Source organism: Acinetobacter tjernbergiae DSM 14971 = CIP 107465 (assembly GCF_000374425.1).
GTDB classification, from domain to species: domain Bacteria; phylum Pseudomonadota; class Gammaproteobacteria; order Pseudomonadales; family Moraxellaceae; genus Acinetobacter; species Acinetobacter tjernbergiae.
This window is the reverse complement of record NZ_KB894366.1, coordinates 42,252-59,937: the sequence shown is the minus strand read 5'-3', so window position 1 is coordinate 59,937 and position 17,686 is coordinate 42,252. Positions and strand designations below refer to the sequence as shown.

Here is a 17,686-nt window from a genome sequence, read left to right as displayed (position 1 = left end):
AAAATAATAGTAACAGCAGATCTCGAAGTTAAAAATTGGTATGGATGTTGCTTTTATTTGAACTAGTAGATGTTTTTTTTACAAAAAAGTGATTTTTTTCAACAAAAATACATAAAAATAATGTATTTTTGTAACGTTAGAAAAATTATTTGACCGATGTATAAAAAACGGTTCAAAGAATTTAGGATATTGAGTTTGGGAACAATAAAGATGCATTTAAAAGCTAATTGGAAAAAAGGTTTACTTGGTGCGGCTAGTTTAATTTTAGCAGTTAATGTTTCTGCTGAAACTAAAGTTGCAAAAGATCCTGTTTCAGTAGAACTAAAAACTTATCTCATCAGCGCGAGTGCTGATGGGAAACCGACAGCTAAGTTAGTTACTAAAGTAAAACCAAATGATGTGATTGAGTATCGTGCGACTTATACAAACAACACTTCAGGGAAGATTAGAAACTTAGCTGCGACTTTACCAATACCAGTAGAAACTCAATTTTTGGCTAAATCTCAGCCAGAAAATGCACAAGCAAGTACAGACGGTACAAATTTTGCCCCAATGCCTTTAAAACGCAAAGAGGGTAATCAAATGGTGAACGTTCCATCTAAAGACTACCGTGCATTGCGTTGGACGATTGCAGAGCTTCCAGCAGGAAAATCTGTAACTGTTTCAGCTCAAACACGTATCAACAGTGACAAAGCCAGAAATTAAATAAACTGACATTGAATATCAACAGGGGTAAGTTCCGAATGTCAAATCAAACTCAACGTTTAAGACTCACGCAATTAGCAGCTTCTATTGCATTCGTTGCAGGTGGTGCAGCTTTTGTTCCTGCTGCACATGCTGCGGCACCTAGCGCGGGCACAAATATTAGTAACATTGCGTCTGCAAGCTATACGGACAGTAATGGTTCTAGTAAAACAGTTACATCTAACGTAGTAACAACTACCGTTTTACAAGTAGCAAGCTTTACTTTAATCACTGATCAAACTAAAACTGCTAACGCAAATGGTCAAGTTTCTTTATCTCATACATTAACAAACACGGGTAATGGTAGTGATACCTTTAACGTGGGTGTCGTGAATAATGATACACGTGATGGTACGACAGATAGTTATGACTTTACTGGTTTAAATGTTTATCTTGATGCAAATAAAGATGGCGTTCCAGACAGCCAAACTCCAGTTACTACGGTAACTTTAGCGGCAGGTGAATCTGTTAACTTAATCGTTCAAGCAACAACAGCAAATAATGCTATTGTCGATGCTTTAGGTAAATTAACAGTTTCTGCAATTAGTGCTTTCGATACAAGTGTTACTGCTAAAAACGTTGATACAGTTAAGATTACTAACGGTGCGGTTATTAGCTTAGTTAAATCTGCAAGTGTAAAAAATGTAGACGCGACTCTAGCAAGTGCAACAGCGCGTGAAGTTGAATACAGCTTAGCATATCAAAACACAGGTAATACGACGGCAACAAACGTTACTATTACAGACGTACTTCCTGCTGGTTTAACCTATGTTGCAGGTTCTGCAACCGTAAATGGTACGGCATTGAATGATAGTACTGCTGATGGAGATGGCTATGATTACACAACAGGTACTGTTAAGTTAGTTGTTCCTACTGTAGTTGCTAACAGCAGTGGTGTATTGAAATTTAAAGTTCGCGTGAATCAAAATACACCTGCTGGCACAATTACAAACATTGCAGAAGTAGATCCAGATGGTCCGGGCACAGAAGGTAAAACACCATCTAACCCGAATGATATTACAGTGTTAGGTGTTAAAAAGGGTACTATTAACGATAGTACTACAGATGCCTTTGCTGATGGAGAAACCCCTACCGCTACAGCACCAGTTGATGACGTAATTACTAAGTCTACAACTCAAGGTACTCCAGTTATCTTTGGTACTGGTGTTGGCGCAGAACCAATTGTTGTTCACAACACTGGTAATGTTACTGAAGCGTTTAATATTTCTATTAATAAGAATTCTTTACCAACGGGTAGTATCGTTGAACTATTTAAAGCTGATGGTGTAACACCATTAACTGATACAAATGGTGACGGTGTTGCTGATACTGGACCAGTAACAAGTGGTGCGACATATCAAGTTGTTGCGAAGGTAACTCTACCTTCTGGATATTCTACAGCGACACCTATTAGCACAATCTTAACATCTACACCTGTTACAAATTCAACAGCTCCGGATACGATTACTTTAGTGATTGATAAAGTAACAGCTTCTACTGTTGATTTACATAATGGTGATGCTACGAATAGTACTGGTACAGTTGTTGGTGCGTCTGGTAAAGATACGGGTCAATATATTGATACGAAATCAACCAAACCAGGTCAAGCGACTAACTTCCCATTAACTGTTGATAACAAAGGTGCAACTGGAGATAACTATAATTTATCTACTTCACCAACGTTACCTGCAGGTTGGACAGTTCAGTATTATTTAGCAGATGGTTCAGGTAACCCAACAGGTGCACCAATTACCAATACTGGTAACATTCCAAGTGGTGGTAGTGTTCAGCTTGTTGCAGTTGTAACGCCACCAGCAAATGCTCCAGCAGGTGATCAAGAAGTTATCTTTAAAGTTGCATCTCCTGCAACTGGCTTAACCGATGTAATGTCTGATCGTGTAACTGTAGAAACAAATCGTGTACTTAGCCTGCAAAATGATCGTACTGGTCAAGTTGCTCCTGGTGGTACTGTAGTCTACAAGCATACTTTGACGAACAACGGTAACATTGTTGAAGGTGCAACAGCGGGTAGCTTGCTATATACGCTTACAAACGATCAGGCTGCAAATGGTTGGGTAACTAGTTTATTTGTTGACTTGAACAAAGATGGTATTGCTGATGCAAATGAATTAGTAACTGGCAATGATCTTGCTGCATTAACGGGAAGTATTGCTCGTGGTGCTTCGGTTAACTTACTCATTAAAGTTCAAGCCCCAACAAATGCAACTGCTGGAACACCAAGTGCAGTCGTATTAACGATTAAACCTACAGTTGTAGGTGGTCAAGCTGTTGCTGATCTTGTAAATACTGACTTAACAACAGTTACAAGTGGTCAAGTACGTTTGGTTAAAGAGCAATCTCTAGCAAACTGTTCTACTGGTGTGGCTACAGGTTCTTATACTCAAAATACAGTTTCTGCTAAGCCTGGCGAGTGTGTGAAGTATAAGATTACTGCGACAAACGAAGGTAATGCTGATGTGACGAATGTTGTTATTAGCGATGCGACACCTGCATATACGACCTTGAAAGTAATTGCAAGTGCATCTCCTGTAGCAACAAATGCAACATTAAGTACTTCAACGACTGCGCTTACTGATGGTTCAACGGGTACAGTTTCGGCTGAGAAAACACCTTTGGTACCAAATACAAGTGCAGTATTAGAGTTTGTAATCAAAGTAAATAATTAATATTCATTCGACAATTTTATTGTTGATTATGAATTGATTAAATATATGGGCATTTGTTTTGTGCAGATGCCCATATAAAATAATTTTAATTTTTTTTATTTAGACTATTTAGTTGAAGGGTAAAGCTGTGCTACGACAGAAGCAAATTCAAGTATGCCAAAACATGACTTTCATGTTATCGACGTTGACATTATCGATATTGTCAATGCAGTACGGTCATGCAGCGAATATTCCTGAAGTTGGTAGTACCATCCAAAATATTGCATATGCAACTTTTATTGCTGCAAATGGTAAAGAACAGCAGTCTGTTTCAAATGCAGTAGAGGTTAACGTTTCAGCATTATATGCAATTACTTTAACAACACCTCCAATACTCGATACTGAACCTAATGTCAGAGTGATATGGGCAAATACCTTATCAAATAATAGTAATGCACCAGTTAATGTTGAGCTAGAAGCAGTAACAATAAATGAATTAAATAATATTAAAATCTATATAGATACAAACAAAGATGGTCAGTTTGATACAAATGATCAACAAATAACGACATCAGTGCCTTTAAAAATTGGTCAGAGTGTCAATTTATGGGTTGTTGCAACAACAAATTCAAATTTAACAGAAGGTCAACAGTTTAATTTACCGATCAAAGCAAAGGTAGTCGAAGATAGTAATGTAACAGCGACTGCAGTAGATAGTGCTGTGAGTTATGGTGCAAAATTAGTTGCTACTAAGGAAGTCCTACAAAAAACGTTCGAACCGTCTGCGACAGCAAATTATGATTTAAATTACACATTAAACATTAGTAACCAAGGTAAGAAACTAGCTAGACCGATCGATGTTACCATTGATGGGCAATTGCAAAAAATGGTACTATTGATTGATGAATTACCTGCGAATACTACATTTAAATCTGCGATAGCAAAAAATTCACAAGCAAAGATTTTATATAAACTTGCAACTGATCGTTATACGACAATTGCGCCTAATGATGTAACTCAAATAAATCAATTAGTGGTTGGTTTTCCTCAAATTGAGGCGAATACCTCTGAGCAAATTGATCTTGTCGTCAGTATGAACCGTAATATTGCAAAAACAACGGTTAAAAATACGTATCAAGTATCTTATGCAGTTACTGATAGCCAGAAAGTTGTTTTATCAAATATTGCCTCTACTGTAGTGAGTGGTTCAGCTAATATTACAAATAATACGGGTGATTTTAAAAATATTTTAGCAACAGGTAGTGTAAATAAACCACTTAATATAGAAGCTAAAAATGCAAGCTGTAATGCAGATCGTTATGTTTCTGATCGTGTTAAAATTCGTATTAAATCTACAAAAACAGGTGATATAGAAGATGTTATTGGTATTGAAACAGGTGCTAATACTGGAGTATTCCATTATACCTTGCCAACAACTCTTTCAGATAAAGGTATTCCATATGATTCCGTTTTACAGACGCTTAAACGAGATAAGGTTGATATTAGTTTAACCGATTGCTTAGATGCTCAAGGGCAATCAACTGAGACAATCACGGATATTAATACCAATGTGTTAATGGATCCATATGGTACTGTATTCGATGCTAAAACAGGCTTACCTGTTGCAGGGGCTACAGTCACACTATTAGATCAAAGTGGTCAACCAATTGGAAGTAATGTTGCATTTGAATTAAATGCTCAAACAGGTGATTTGATTTCTTTACCAGCAAAACAAGTAACAAATAGTGCTGGGGAGTTTATTTATCCCTTAGTTATCGCTGGTACATATAGTTTTGTTGTTGATACTAGTACGATTCCTGGGAATTCTCGTTACACCTTTGTGAGTGACAAATCGGTATATCCAAGTTTTCCTGCAGATAAAGCGGTTGATCTTAAATGGTCATATGCAGGACAATTTACTTTAAATAATGGCGATCCAGCGCTGAATATTGATATTCCGATTGATCCTGAATCATCAAATACAAATTCTTCTTTATTTGTAAAAAAAGCTGTTTCGAATAAGACAGCGGAAATAGGTGAATTTGAAGAATATACGGTCACTGTTGCAAATCGTGGTACCGTAGATTCAACCGATGTTTCAATTACAGATACATTGCCTCGTGGTTTTGTGTATGTACAAGGTTCAATGCGTGTTGATGGAACCAAAGTTGCAGATCCATTGGGTGGCAAAGGTCCTTATTTAACACTTGGATTGGGAACGCTTAATCCGAACAAAGAAGTGAAAGTCCAATATCGAGTTTATATTGGACCAAATGCACTGAATGGTGATGGTATTAACCGTGTTCGTGCCAAAGATAAAAAAGGTACTGAGTCTAATGAAGCATCAGCAAAAGTCGAAGTTACGCCAGGTGCAATGATTGCAGATGGTTTTATTGTAGGTAAAATCTTTACAGATTGTAATCGCAATGGTGTGCAAGATGCAGGTGAAATTGGTGTTCCTGGTGTACGTATTTATCTAGAAGATGGTAGTTATGTTATCACGGATAGTGAAGGCAAATATGACTTCTACGGCATTAGTGCGAAAACGCATGTTTTAAAAGTTGATCGTACAAGTTTACCGATTGGTTCTGAGTTGGTATTAATTAGTAATCGACAAGCTGGGGATCCAAATAGTCGTTTTGTAGATTTAAAACGTGGTGAGTTACACCGAGCAGATTTTGCAATTGCGGATGGTGCAGGTCAATGTTCACAACCACTTATTCAACATGTTTTAGAACGCAAAAAACAAATTGAGCAAGATAATACAAATCTAGAACAAGTATTGCGTTCTGATTTAACCGTTGACCCAATTTTTTCTAAAGTTACAGATGTACGTGGGCAGCCAGCAAGTGGTTGTATTTCGGTTGTTGGTGTTCAAGCGAATTGTAATCTAGATTTTTCAAAAGAGCAGATTAAAGAGCTTAAAGAAGTTCAATTTGAACCAGAAAAGTCAGGTGCAAAGTCTTCAGTTGCTTTACCAAGCTCTTCAACTTTAGTGGTACCCGATGAAACACAGGCCGCATTAGTAAACTCGGCTAAAATGATCAACTTGGAAACAGCTTTAGAAACAGCTTCTAATAATCAATTAGAAATCTTGAATTTAAAAGATGGACAAGTATTAGCTTATCCCCAAACTGCTATACAAATAAAAGGAGCTGCTGGTACTCAACTTGAGCTTTGGGTAAATGGAACACAAGTTCCTGAAAAGCGGATTGGTAAGCGTGCAGTTCTGCCTGATTTACAAGTTTCGGGTTTAGATTTTATTGGTGTTGATCTGAAAGCAGGTCATAACACAATTGAAGTACGCCAAGTTGACATGATGGGTAACACGCGTGATACAAAACGTATTAATGTAATTGCACCAGATCAATTGGATAAGCTACAACTCGAATCAAGTAAAATAATTCCACAAGCGAATGGCCGTGATCGTTTTAATGTAACTTTGAAAGTTGTTGATCGTCATGGAACACTGGTTTCTAGCCGTACACCTATTACCTTAGACAGCTCAATTGGTAAAATTGATTTAGTGGATTTAGATCCAAAACAACCAGGTATTCAAGTATTTGTTGAAGGTGGAACATTAACGGTTCCGATTCAAGCACCTATTGAAGCTGGAGAAGGAACACTATCGGTTGAAAGTGGTATTTTCCATTCAAGTACACCGATTCGTTTCTTACCCGATTTAAGACCAATTATTGCGGTTGGTATGGTTGAAGGTTCATTTAATTTTAAAAAATTTGACCCTAAAGAACTCGGTGGCGTGCATTCAAATGATGGCTTTGAAGAAGAATTAAATGAAATCTCCACTTCAAAAGATGGTAAGCGTAATTTAACAGGTCGAGCTGCATTATTTTTGAAAGGTAAGGTCAAAGGTGAATACCTCCTGACACTTGCTTATGATTCAGATAAAGACAAAAAACAACGATTATTCCGTGATATTCGTCCTGATGAATATTACCCAGTTTACGGTGACTCTGCTGCCAAAGGCTTTGATGCTCAATCAACCAGCAAATTATATGTCCGTGTTGATAAAGGACGTTCATATGCAATGTATGGTGACTATGTAACGCGTACTGAAAATGATGAAGGTTTATCTTTAGGACAATATAACCGTTCATTAACAGGTGTTCGCAGTACTATAGAAGTTGATAAATATAAAGTAACTGCATTTGCTGCACAGACTAATACGCAACAAGTTGTGAATGAACAACGTGCTATGGGCATTTCAGGTCCATACAGCCTAGGTGGCGTTAATGCCCAAGATGTTCGTGATAACAGTGAAAAAGTGGAAGTTATTACCCGTGATCGTAATAATCCAGGTTTAATTATTACACGTACAACTTTGACCCGTTTTACTGATTATGAAGTTGATACTTTTAGTAATAGTATTTATCTCAAAGACCCAGTTTCAAGTGTTGATGCTGATTTAAACCCAGTGTTTTTACGCATTACAGTTGAATCTGATCAAGGTGGCGAAGAATATACCGTTGGTGGTGTGTCTGGTTCTGTAAAAGTCACAGACCAAGTCAAAGTGGGTGCTTCTTATGTGAAGAGCAATAATCCACTGACTCAAGATCAATTGGCGAGTGTAAATACAGTGGTTAAATTTGCCAATGATAAAGGTAAATTGGTTGCTGAGTTTGCACGGTCTGAGAATATTAATGATGGTCTGAATTCATTAACACAAATTAATGTACAACCAGATGCAACGGGTAAATTATCAGGCGATGCTGCACGAGTTGAATTAAATTATTCGTACAAAGACTTGGAAATGAAGGTTTATCATAACCAAGCAGATACAGGTTTCTATAATACAGCCGCACCAATTACAGCAGGTCGTAAAGAAAGCGGAATTAAAGGGCGTATTCAATTAAACAAAGTTGGTTTGGCTAAATTAGAAGCAATTCGTACCGAAGATCAATTAAGTGGTGTTAACCAAGGTGTATCTGCAAGCATTGAGCGTGCAATAAATCGCATTTTAGCTGTAGAGCTTGGTTTAAAATATTATGATGAGTCATCTAATCCAGCAACATTGAATACCACACAAGTAACTCCATACCATGGTGTGACTGTTCGATCTAAGTTAACAAGCCAACTTCCTTGGCAAGGTTCGAATGTCTTTGCTGAATATGAACAAGACATCTCTGAAGCAGATCGTCGTATTTTGGCGCTAGGTGCGAATTATCAAATTAATTCGAAACTTCGTGCTTATGGTCGCCATGAGTTAGTTTCGAGTATTAGTGGTCTTTATGATTTGAATAGCAATCAACGCCGAAATGTAACGGTATTCGGTCTTGATAGTAAGTACAACAATAATGGTACAGCATTTAGTGAATATCGTGTTCGTGATGGTATTAGTGCAAGAGAGGCAGAAGCTGCAATTGGTTTACGTAACCGTTGGGAACTTGAAAAAGGTTTTTATGCTAATACGAGTTTTGAACAAACTAAATCGTTATCAAATAATAATAATCTAAGCTCTGATAGCACAGCCGCGTCTTTAGGTTTGGAATACTTAAAGAATCCGAACTGGAAAGCAGTTGCTCGTATTGAGGCACGTTGGTCAGATCAGTCTGATACGATTCTAAATAACTTAGGTGTTGCTTATAAATATTCAGATGATGTGACATTATTAGCAAAAAATGTCGTGAGTCTAACAGATAGTAAAAGTAATAGTGGAGGTGATCGTTTAGTGGATCGCTTCCAATTAGGATTGGCTTATCGTGATACAGAACACAATCGTTTTGATGCGCTAGCTAAAGTTGAATATCGTTATGATGACAATAAAACAGATTTAAGTAATCCTTATCTTAAACATGTTTATATTTTCTCGAATCATTTAAATTATCACCCAACACGAGATCTTACGCTGTCTGGTCAATATGCTGTGAAAAATGTAGATACGACATTCTCTGGTTTAGAGTCTAGTGGTATGACTCATATGTTCAGCGCAAGAGCAATGTATGACATTAATGAACGATGGGATGCGGGTGTTCATACTGGCGTACTATGGTCGGATATGAGTTCAGGACGCCGAGTTCTTGTTGGTGGAGAGGTTGGATATCTTGTTGCAGCAAACTTATGGTTGTCTGGTGGCTATAATTTCTCAGGTTATAAAGATGATGATTTAGCAGATAGTGATACTACAATTCAGGGTGCTTATGTTCGTTTTAGATTCAAGTTTGATGAGAATCTATTCTCTAATAATAATGCTACAGTGAATGCTTCAAGAGAACCATAAATATGAAATATCTTCAAAATGATGTATATAGAATGTGTTCTCCTTTTTATATTGGAGCATCTGCTTGTCTGCTTCTGATGAGTAGTTTTGCATTTGCTGAGTCTGTATCTGAGCAAGTTGTAGTTGGAGAGCCAACTCGTTTATTGGTTCAAGATGTGGATCAGCAGAAACCGTTTAATCCAAAAGATCAACAGGTCGCAGCTTTACAAACGCGCCTTTTACCGTACCTAAAGCCATCAGAAAATATTAGCTATTATCAGGCTGTAAAAGCTTTAGCGTGGTTGGGTTATGCAGCACACGAGGGCAGTGAGAAAAGTTTGAGTTCTGCTCGAGTAGAAGCACTCGAACAGGCAAGAAAGATTATTGAGGGTTTAGAACAAGGGCAAATTGAAAAATTGAGCCTAACGACGCCAATACTTTCTGAATCAAGTGTAATGCGTAGAGATCTTTGGGCAAATGCGGAGTTATTGAAGCAACATGAGGGTTTCTCATGTGCTCAAGCTGAGATTGCTCAAGCTGAGGTCATGTTAGTTTGGGCTGCTGCTGAACACTGTGAACTTGGATGGAGACATTCGAGAGAGTTATTTTTATCTGCTCAAAGTCTTATAGATCAGGCAAATCAAAAAGCATTTGCTTGTAAGTCTGGAATAATTCAAGAATTACCTAAAGTCACTTATCCATCTTTGCAAGAGTTGAATGGTGATGATAAAGGATGTCATGGTGTGAAGGGACAATGGCCGATTTGGTCACCTGAACAAAAAGTTGTTCCTCAACCATTACCGATTATTCAATCCAATGTACCCAATGTCGTTCATTTTGCTTTGGATCAATCGAATTTGTCTAAAGAATCAATTGACGTATTAAATCAAGTTGTGGCGTTCTTAAAAGAGAACCCAACCTATACATTGACTTTATATGGCTTTACTGATGCTCGTGCAAGTGAACAATATAATTTGAAACTTTCGATGAGACGAGCAAAGAGTGTACTTGCATATCTTCAGCAACAAGGCATTCATCTAGATCGAGTTGCGGTTGAAGCAAAAGGGAAAAAGCAAACCATTGATGATGAAAATCGGAAGTTCGGTCATGCTTTAAGCCGTAGGGTAGAATTGATATATGTTGACCCTGAAGGAAAAGAAGTCATGACCTTCAAGCAACGCCAAGATCTACAGATAGAGAAATAGCGCTTAATCCCAAAAGCTTAAGCGATTTTAAAAAAGAGCCATAAGGCTCTTTTTAGCTTTCTGCTTTGGCTAATTCGGTTTCAATATAGCTAATAATCATATTGCTTAAACCTTTCACCATTTCATCAAAACTGATTTGTGGGTTAGGCAAAATGAGATGTCGCGCTACATTAAAAATACTGCTATTAATGCTGATATACGCAGTTACGCTCAGATTATTTATTTTCAAATATCTTGGATGACGCATCATATATTTCATCAGTACTTCCATTAATGCCATTTCGATTTGTCCGATATAGCGTTCATATTTGAGTTCAGTCGCGTATCGGAGACAGATCAGATAACGATCATTGTCTCTCGTCAGCAAGTCACGAAAGGTATAGAAAATCATTTCAAATAAAGGCTCTAACTCCATTTCAACGATGATCGGTGTAAGCTCTTTAACCATATCAAGCACTTCTTTGACAAATGATTTTGCCATTGCATCGTAGATTTCTTCTTTATTTTTAAAATATTCGTATAAAGAGCCGACACTAACACCTGCAATATCGGCGATGTGCCGTGTTGTGGTTCCACTCGTCCCATTTGTTGCAACAGCAATAAAACCTGCTTCAATAATGGTGTCTACGGTGACCTTTGATCGAGTCTGGCGTGGTTTACGAGTAGTCATAAAGTATTGTTATCTAAATCCGAACATAACGTCAGACTAACATGCTGTCGTATGAAGTAAAAGGCTCATAGGTATAATCCGAACAAATAAAATTACATACTTTTTAATATCGAGTTTTTATTTGTAATAAAAATATTCATTCAAGCAAAGAAAGAGATTTTCCTGCCAAAGTTTAGAATTTAAAAAATTATCTATATTATTGATATATATCATTTAAGTTGAATTTTTGTAGATTCTAATAATTCACTATTTAAAGTAGAAAGAGGCATTTATATACGTTGCTTTGTCTCATGTAAAAGGGGAATTTTACCCGAATTGAATCCGAACATAAGATCGGTTTACATTGTTTCTAGTAGGACATCAGGTTCACTAAAATCTCCCGAATGTTTTTTCGTAACTCAAAAATATGTAGTGATACGAAAAGAGATGAACCTGATTCAAAGAATGTAAAGGGCAAATGACGCTCAAGTGAAGTAGGTAGGTGTAGCCATGATTAGCAACACATTAAAGAAAGGTTTAAGTTTATTTAAATCTAACCCGATAACTGAGCAAATTGATTTTGCAAGTAAAAAAAGTATTCCAATTCGACATCTCGCAATTGGTTTTGAAGGCAAGCAAGTCGATTTATCATTTTATATGAACAATCAATTCGCGACCATTTTCTTTGCGACACTTTCTGTATTTTTGACTTATGGTGAAGACTTAGTTATTGAAACAGCACGTCATCATCGTGATTTATTAAAAGATCCTATTTTAAGACAGCGTGTGACCTCATTGATTGGTCAGGAAGCGATTCACTCAAAACTTCATAATGAGTTTAATGATGCAATTGTTGAGCTTGGCTATCCAGTGAGACTTTATCGTTTCTTGGGCGAGCAATTTTTTGATCATATCTTCTTAAAATTTCCACAACCATTAAAACTTTCTTTAATGGCGGGGATTGAGCATTTTACGGCTGTATTAGCTGAATACATGATGGCACATGAGCAAAACTTTTATTTTTCTGATGATGCTAAAACACGTGCGCTTTGGATGTGGCACATGTTAGAGGAATCTGAGCATAAAGATGTCGCTTATGATGTTTATCAAACGTTGAATGGTAATTATGCACTGCGTATTTCTGGCTTCTTCCTCGCATATTTTACGATTTTAGGTTTGATTCCATTTGCCGCAACATTTGTTCCTGTTTTGCGTAGGCCTCAAGAGATGCTGACTTCAAAATTTTGGAAAGATACACGCCGTGGCATAAAACTGGTTTTTAGTCCGAAAGATGGTGTTTTTGGTAGTACACAAGGTCGAATTTTTGATTATCTGCGTACTAATTTTCATCCTAATGATCATGATGCTTCTGCGTATTTTGAATACTACGAAAAGAAATTATTGTCTGAAGGTGGCGCGTTACATCCTTTCTTTGTTAAGCAATTTACACCGAAAGTTCAAGCTGCTTAGTCTCTGTTGTAGCTCATAAGTGCGCAGTCATGTTGATGCATCGAATTGGCAAAAAAGCTCAGGTTTTTATGAGCAATTTGGTTCTTGTTGCCTCTATTTTGCTCGTGCACTATGCAAACACGTTTCTTCAGAAAATATCTGTTCAAAGATTTTCTAGGATGAAAAGAGCGATGCCATCGGACTTAAATTTTTTAAGCATTGAAATCGTAAATGTTGCAGAAATAATCTTATAGACAACATTATGGTTTGAATTGATGTGTAACGCTTTGATTTTATTTTTACTCTCTTCATGGGGATCAAGTCATGGTCGCTCAAGTTATTCGAAATGTTTTTTCCGATAAATTCAGTACTAAATATCAGGGAATTATTCAGAATTTTGTGAATAAATCACCGATTCCTATTCGTCATTTTGATTTTAAATTTAATCCAGCAGAATTGGATGAAAAGTTTTTCTTAAACAAAGAATTAGCGACCTCTTATTTTCATGCGCTATCGATTTTCTTAACTTTTGGTGAAGATGTGGTGATTGAAACCGCACGTCATCATCGTGATTTTATTCATGATCCAATTTTAAAACAAAGACTGACTTCTTTGATTGGACAGGAAGCGATTCATTCAAAAATTCATAACCAATTTAACGATGAGGTTTTGAAAGAAAATGGTTATCCCGTGGAATTGCTTCGTGCGATTGCAGGGAAAGTTTTTGATTATGGCATTTACAAGCTGCCGCAATCTTTACAACTGTCATTAATGGCAGGCATTGAGCATTACACGGCAGTTCTCGCTGAATTTATGATGCAGCATGAAGACTATTTACTTGGCTCACAAGATGAAAGACAACGTGCAATGTGGATGTGGCACATGCTTGAAGAATCTGAGCATAAGGATATTGCTTATGATGTATTTCTTGAGTTATCAGGTGATTACTGGCTCAGAATTACAGGTTTCTTGTTGGCAAGTTTAACAATTTTGGGTGGTGTATCACTCGGTGGTTATCTAATGCCGTTTGTACGTAAGCCAAGTCATTTGATTAATCCTCGTTATATGAAAGATGTCGTGGAAAGTACGGCGTTATTGTTCGGTAGTGAGCGTGGCGTATTTGGTAGTAGTTTTATGCACATTTTGGAATATCTACGCCCAAGCTTTCACCCAAATGATCATGATACGACTGCTTATATGGAATATTACAAAGAGCGCTTGTTAAACCCTGAAACAGGTCTATTAGCCCCATATTTCCTTAAAGAGTTTGTACCGCCTGTACGTGCAGCATCTGCATAACTTGGTCAAGGTAAACACGAGATTGCTGAGAAACAAAGATGAAATTATTTGGTAAAAAAAGAAAACCAAGTCAAAAAGCATTTGCTGTAGTGACTGGTGCGGGAAGTGGGATCGGTCGTAGTTTTGCACTTGAACTGGCAAAACGTGGTGGGACTGTGGTGTGTTCAGATATTGATTTAGACGCAGCCAAAGAAACCGTAAGTTTAATTGAAAACTTAGGTGCAAAAGCATTCGCAGTAAAATGTGATGTAGGGAATGCCAAGCAAGTTGAAAAATTGGCTGAACAAGCTGAACAACTGATGCAGCATCCAACCACATTGGTCATTAACAATGCAGGCGTTGGCTTAGGTGGCAAGTTTGATGAGATGACTTTAGCGGATTGGAAATGGGTTGCGGATGTGAATTTGTGGGGTGTGGTGCATGGTTGCCATTATTTTGTCCCTAAATTTAAGCAACTGGGTCATGGAGCGATTATTAATGTAGCTTCGGCAGCATCCTATACCGCTGCGCCAGAAATGACTGCATATAATGTGACTAAAGCAGGTGTACGTGCTTTATCTGAGACCTTATCTGCTGAACTCAGAAAGTTTGACATCAAAGTGAATGTGCTTTGCCCAACACTTGTTCCAACCAACATTATTAAAAATGGCAAAGTGCCGCATAAAGGTCTTTTGGATTATGCCTTGACCAATTTGGCATTTACCACCAGTGATAAGGTCGCAAAACTGACTTTAGATCGTTTGGATAAAGATCAGCTTTATACCATTCCACAAATTGATGCCAAGTTATTTTGGTTAATGAAACGCGCTGCACCGAATTTATATGCCAAATTCTTGGGCAACTCGTACAGATTTATGAAGTAATTCCATTAAGTGACAAAAGATTTTGATCGATGGAATAAGCGCAAGTCCGATGATGACAGGCTTATTTTAGTTGAATGAATAAAAGGATATTGTAAATGACTGCTCAAGCAAAAAAATTAAACTCAACTGAAGGCAAGGCTTTACCACAGCACATCTATGATACGTTTATCGTGGGGGCAGGTATCTCAGGTATTGCAACAGCAATTCGTCTTGACCAAGTGGGTTATACCAATTACAAGATCATCGAAAAAGCGACACGTGTAGGCGGAACTTGGCGTGAAAATACCTACCCAGGTTGTGGTTGTGACGTGCCATCAGCATTATATTCGTATTCATTTGCGCCGAGTGCGAAATGGAGTCATCTATTTGCTCGTCAACCTGAGATTTTGAATTACTTAGAAGAAGTTAGCGAAAAATTCAATGTGAGTTCAAAAATTGAATTTGGTACGGAATTGTTAAATGCAGCTTGGGATACTGAACGTAATTTATGGGTGATTGAGACCAATAAAGGGCAATATTTGTCTAGGACTGTGGTTTTTGCAACAGGCCCAATCACAGAAGCACAAATTCCAAAGCTCGATGGCATAGAAACATTTAAAGGTGAGATGTTCCATTCAGCAAAATGGAATCATGATTACGATTTAACGGGCAAACGTATTGCTGTCATTGGTACAGGTGCATCAGCAATTCAGTTTGTGCCACAGATTCAACCTTTAGCCAAAGAATTATATGTTTATCAACGTACTGCACCTTGGGTTGTTCCAAAACCTGATACAGATTTAGGTGATGTCAGCAAAGCGTTGATTGAAAAATTCCCATTAATCCAAAAAACATGGCGTAAAACCGTTGCACAATCACTGAATGCGATTAACTTTGGTTTACGCAATCCAGCGGTATTAAAACCAGTTGGTGAGTTAGCCAAACTGATTTTACGTTTCCAAATTGAAGATGTTGAATTACGTAAAAACGTAACGCCAAACTTTACCATTGGTTGTAAGCGTTTATTATTTGCTAACAACTATTATCCAGCGTTACAACAGCCAAATACCAAATTAATCCCACATGGATTGGTGAAAGTAGAGGGGAATACGGTTGTTTCAGCGAATGGTGAGCGTCATGAAGTTGATGTGATTATTTGGGGGACAGGCTTTGAAGTTTCACATCCGCCAATTGGCAAGCGTGTGTTAAATGAAAAAGGTGAATGCCTGAATGACTTATGGAAGAGTAGTTCACCAGAAGCGTATTTAGGTACAAGTATTGAAAATGTACCAAATGCTTTCTTGATCTTGGGTCCAAACGTATTGGTTTATGATTCATTCATTGGCTTAGCAGAAGCACAATTGGATTATATTGTGGATGGTTTGTTGAAGATCAAAGAAAAAAGTATCAGTAAGCTAAATATCAAGCCCGAAGTGATCAAAAAGCATAATGATTTGGTGCAAAAGCATCTTAAAACCACGGTATTTAATGCAGGTGGTTGTAAGAGCTATTATTTAGATGCCAATGGTCGTAACTTTGCGGCTTGGCCGTGGTCACTAAAAGCATTGAAAAAACGTTTAAAACATATGGATCTGAATGATTATCAAGTGACTTATCAAACTGAGAAAACTCACTAATTGTTAGATAAGTCATAAAAGGGCAGTAAATTCTATCTCAGGATGGGATTTGCTGCTTATTTTTTGCAAGATATAAATAATGGAGGCAAGAAATATGAAAGAAGGACAATCAAGTCGAACCGCAGAAGCTGCGGCAGCATTACGTGCCAATCACTTTCAAAATGCTAAAAACCCAGTGTTTTCTGATCCTTTTGCCTTTGAGTTGACCAGTAAAGGCTGGAAAAAGTTATTAACAACGCCTCTGACCGTAAAAGTGATGAATTCCTCTGTATTTAATCGAACACTTGGTTTATTAACGGGTCAAGTGGTAGGTCGATCACGTTATGCAGAGGATTTATTGCAACAAGCTATTCTGAAAGGTACACAACAATATGTGTTAGTGGGCGCAGGATTAGACTCTTTTACGTTACGTCAGGCGCAGCAATATCCCAATTTACGTATCTTTGAAGTTGATCATCCTGATACACAGGCCGCAAAACAGAAAAAACTCAGCCAATTCGGTGAAATTCCAGCAAATGTTGAGTTCGTTGCGATTGATTTCGAGAAAGAGTCGACTGCAGATGCTTTGGCAAGAAGTGGTTTTAAACAGGATCAAGCAGCATTTTTCTCATGGTTAGGTACAACACATTACCTTGAGCCACAAACGACCTTAAACACTTTGCAAAGTATCGCCAATATTGCTGCTGCTAAAAGTGAGGTGGTGATGGATTACTCGATTGATTATCGAGAGCTATCAGGTATTGAACGTTTTGGTAGTCTCTTTGTTTCGCAATTTACCCGATTCTTAAAAGAGCCATTAAAAGGGCAATTTAGACCCAAAATATTACATCAGTCGGTTAACCAACTGGGTTATAAAGTGGCTGAAGATTTATCAGGCATTGGGTTAACTGAACGTTATTTTCAAGCCCGACCTGATCAGATTCGTCATACCATTGCAACGCATATGTTACATCTACGTTTGGATTAGCTCCTCGTCCA

10 protein-coding genes are annotated in these 17,686 nt (G+C 37.6%); 9 read left to right on the top strand and 1 reads right to left on the bottom strand.

What is annotated here, in order from left to right:
* Nucleotides 1–210 precede the first annotated feature (210 nt).
* From C502_RS0111350 to C502_RS0111335, 4 genes are all read left to right on the top strand, one after another.
* Nucleotides 211–705 carry a hypothetical protein gene (locus tag C502_RS0111350; RefSeq protein WP_018678939.1) on the top strand — a complete coding sequence of 165 codons (495 nt, stop codon included), beginning with the start codon at nt 211–213 and terminating at the stop codon, nt 703–705.
* Nucleotides 706–743: 38 nt separating this feature from the next.
* On the top strand, nt 744–3,431 hold the full coding sequence (locus C502_RS0111345) for a beta strand repeat-containing protein (protein WP_018678938.1): 2,688 nt from the start codon (nt 744–746) through the stop codon (nt 3,429–3,431).
* Between the two features lie 127 nt (nt 3,432–3,558).
* Nucleotides 3,559–9,648 (top strand): SdrD B-like domain-containing protein, encoded by a 6,090-nt coding sequence (locus tag C502_RS0111340; RefSeq protein WP_023274578.1) that lies wholly within the window; start codon nt 3,559–3,561, stop codon nt 9,646–9,648.
* Nucleotides 9,649–9,725: 77 nt separating this feature from the next.
* Entirely contained in the window at nt 9,726–10,832 is a 1,107-nt protein-coding gene (locus tag C502_RS0111335) for an OmpA family protein (RefSeq protein ID WP_018678936.1), read from the top strand.
* Between the two features lie 52 nt (nt 10,833–10,884).
* Here the strand turns inward: C502_RS0111335 and C502_RS0111330 are convergent, their stop codons facing one another.
* On the bottom strand, nt 10,885–11,502 hold the full coding sequence (locus tag C502_RS0111330) for a TetR/AcrR family transcriptional regulator (protein ID WP_018678935.1): 618 nt from the start codon (nt 11,500–11,502) through the stop codon (nt 10,885–10,887).
* A 489-nt stretch (nt 11,503–11,991) separates the two neighbouring features.
* On the opposite strand from C502_RS0111330, the gene C502_RS0111325 reads away from it, so the two are divergent.
* The 5 genes from C502_RS0111325 to C502_RS0111300 all read left to right on the top strand — a co-directional run bounded on the left by C502_RS0111325 (nt 11,992) and on the right by C502_RS0111300 (nt 17,675).
* Nucleotides 11,992–12,951 (top strand): metal-dependent hydrolase, encoded by a 960-nt coding sequence (locus tag C502_RS0111325; protein ID WP_018678934.1) that lies wholly within the window; start codon nt 11,992–11,994, stop codon nt 12,949–12,951.
* Between the two features lie 303 nt (nt 12,952–13,254).
* Complete coding sequence (locus C502_RS0111315) at nt 13,255–14,229, top strand: metal-dependent hydrolase (protein WP_018678932.1); 975 nt, start codon at nt 13,255–13,257, stop codon at nt 14,227–14,229.
* Between the two features lie 38 nt (nt 14,230–14,267).
* Nucleotides 14,268–15,092: an SDR family NAD(P)-dependent oxidoreductase gene (locus C502_RS0111310; protein WP_018678931.1), complete on the top strand. Its 825-nt coding sequence runs from the start codon at nt 14,268–14,270 to the stop codon at nt 15,090–15,092.
* Nucleotides 15,093–15,187: 95 nt separating this feature from the next.
* Nucleotides 15,188–16,708, top strand: coding sequence for a flavin-containing monooxygenase (locus tag C502_RS0111305; RefSeq protein ID WP_018678930.1), 1,521 nt, complete (start codon nt 15,188–15,190; stop codon nt 16,706–16,708).
* A gap of 94 nt (nt 16,709–16,802) precedes the next feature.
* Complete coding sequence (locus tag C502_RS0111300; protein WP_018678929.1) at nt 16,803–17,675, top strand: class I SAM-dependent methyltransferase; 873 nt, start codon at nt 16,803–16,805, stop codon at nt 17,673–17,675.
* The last annotated feature ends 11 nt before the right edge of the window (nt 17,676–17,686 follow it).

Excerpts from the sequence above, each read along its gene's own strand:
- C502_RS0111350 (WP_018678939.1), top strand. The coding sequence starts at position 211 with ATGCATTTAAAAGCTAATTGGAAAAAAGGTTTACTTGGTGCGGCTAGT.
- C502_RS0111345 (WP_018678938.1), top strand. The coding sequence starts at position 744 with ATGTCAAATCAAACTCAACGTTTAAGACTCACGCAATTAGCAGCTTCT.
- C502_RS0111335 (WP_018678936.1), top strand. The coding sequence starts at position 9,726 with ATGAGTAGTTTTGCATTTGCTGAGTCTGTATCTGAGCAAGTTGTAGTT.
- C502_RS0111330 (WP_018678935.1), bottom strand. The coding sequence starts at position 11,502 with ATGACTACTCGTAAACCACGCCAGACTCGATCAAAGGTCACCGTAGAC.
- C502_RS0111325 (WP_018678934.1), top strand. The coding sequence starts at position 11,992 with ATGATTAGCAACACATTAAAGAAAGGTTTAAGTTTATTTAAATCTAAC.
- C502_RS0111315 (WP_018678932.1), top strand. The coding sequence starts at position 13,255 with ATGGTCGCTCAAGTTATTCGAAATGTTTTTTCCGATAAATTCAGTACT.
- C502_RS0111310 (WP_018678931.1), top strand. The coding sequence starts at position 14,268 with ATGAAATTATTTGGTAAAAAAAGAAAACCAAGTCAAAAAGCATTTGCT.
- C502_RS0111305 (WP_018678930.1), top strand. The coding sequence starts at position 15,188 with ATGACTGCTCAAGCAAAAAAATTAAACTCAACTGAAGGCAAGGCTTTA.
- C502_RS0111300 (WP_018678929.1), top strand. The coding sequence starts at position 16,803 with ATGAAAGAAGGACAATCAAGTCGAACCGCAGAAGCTGCGGCAGCATTA.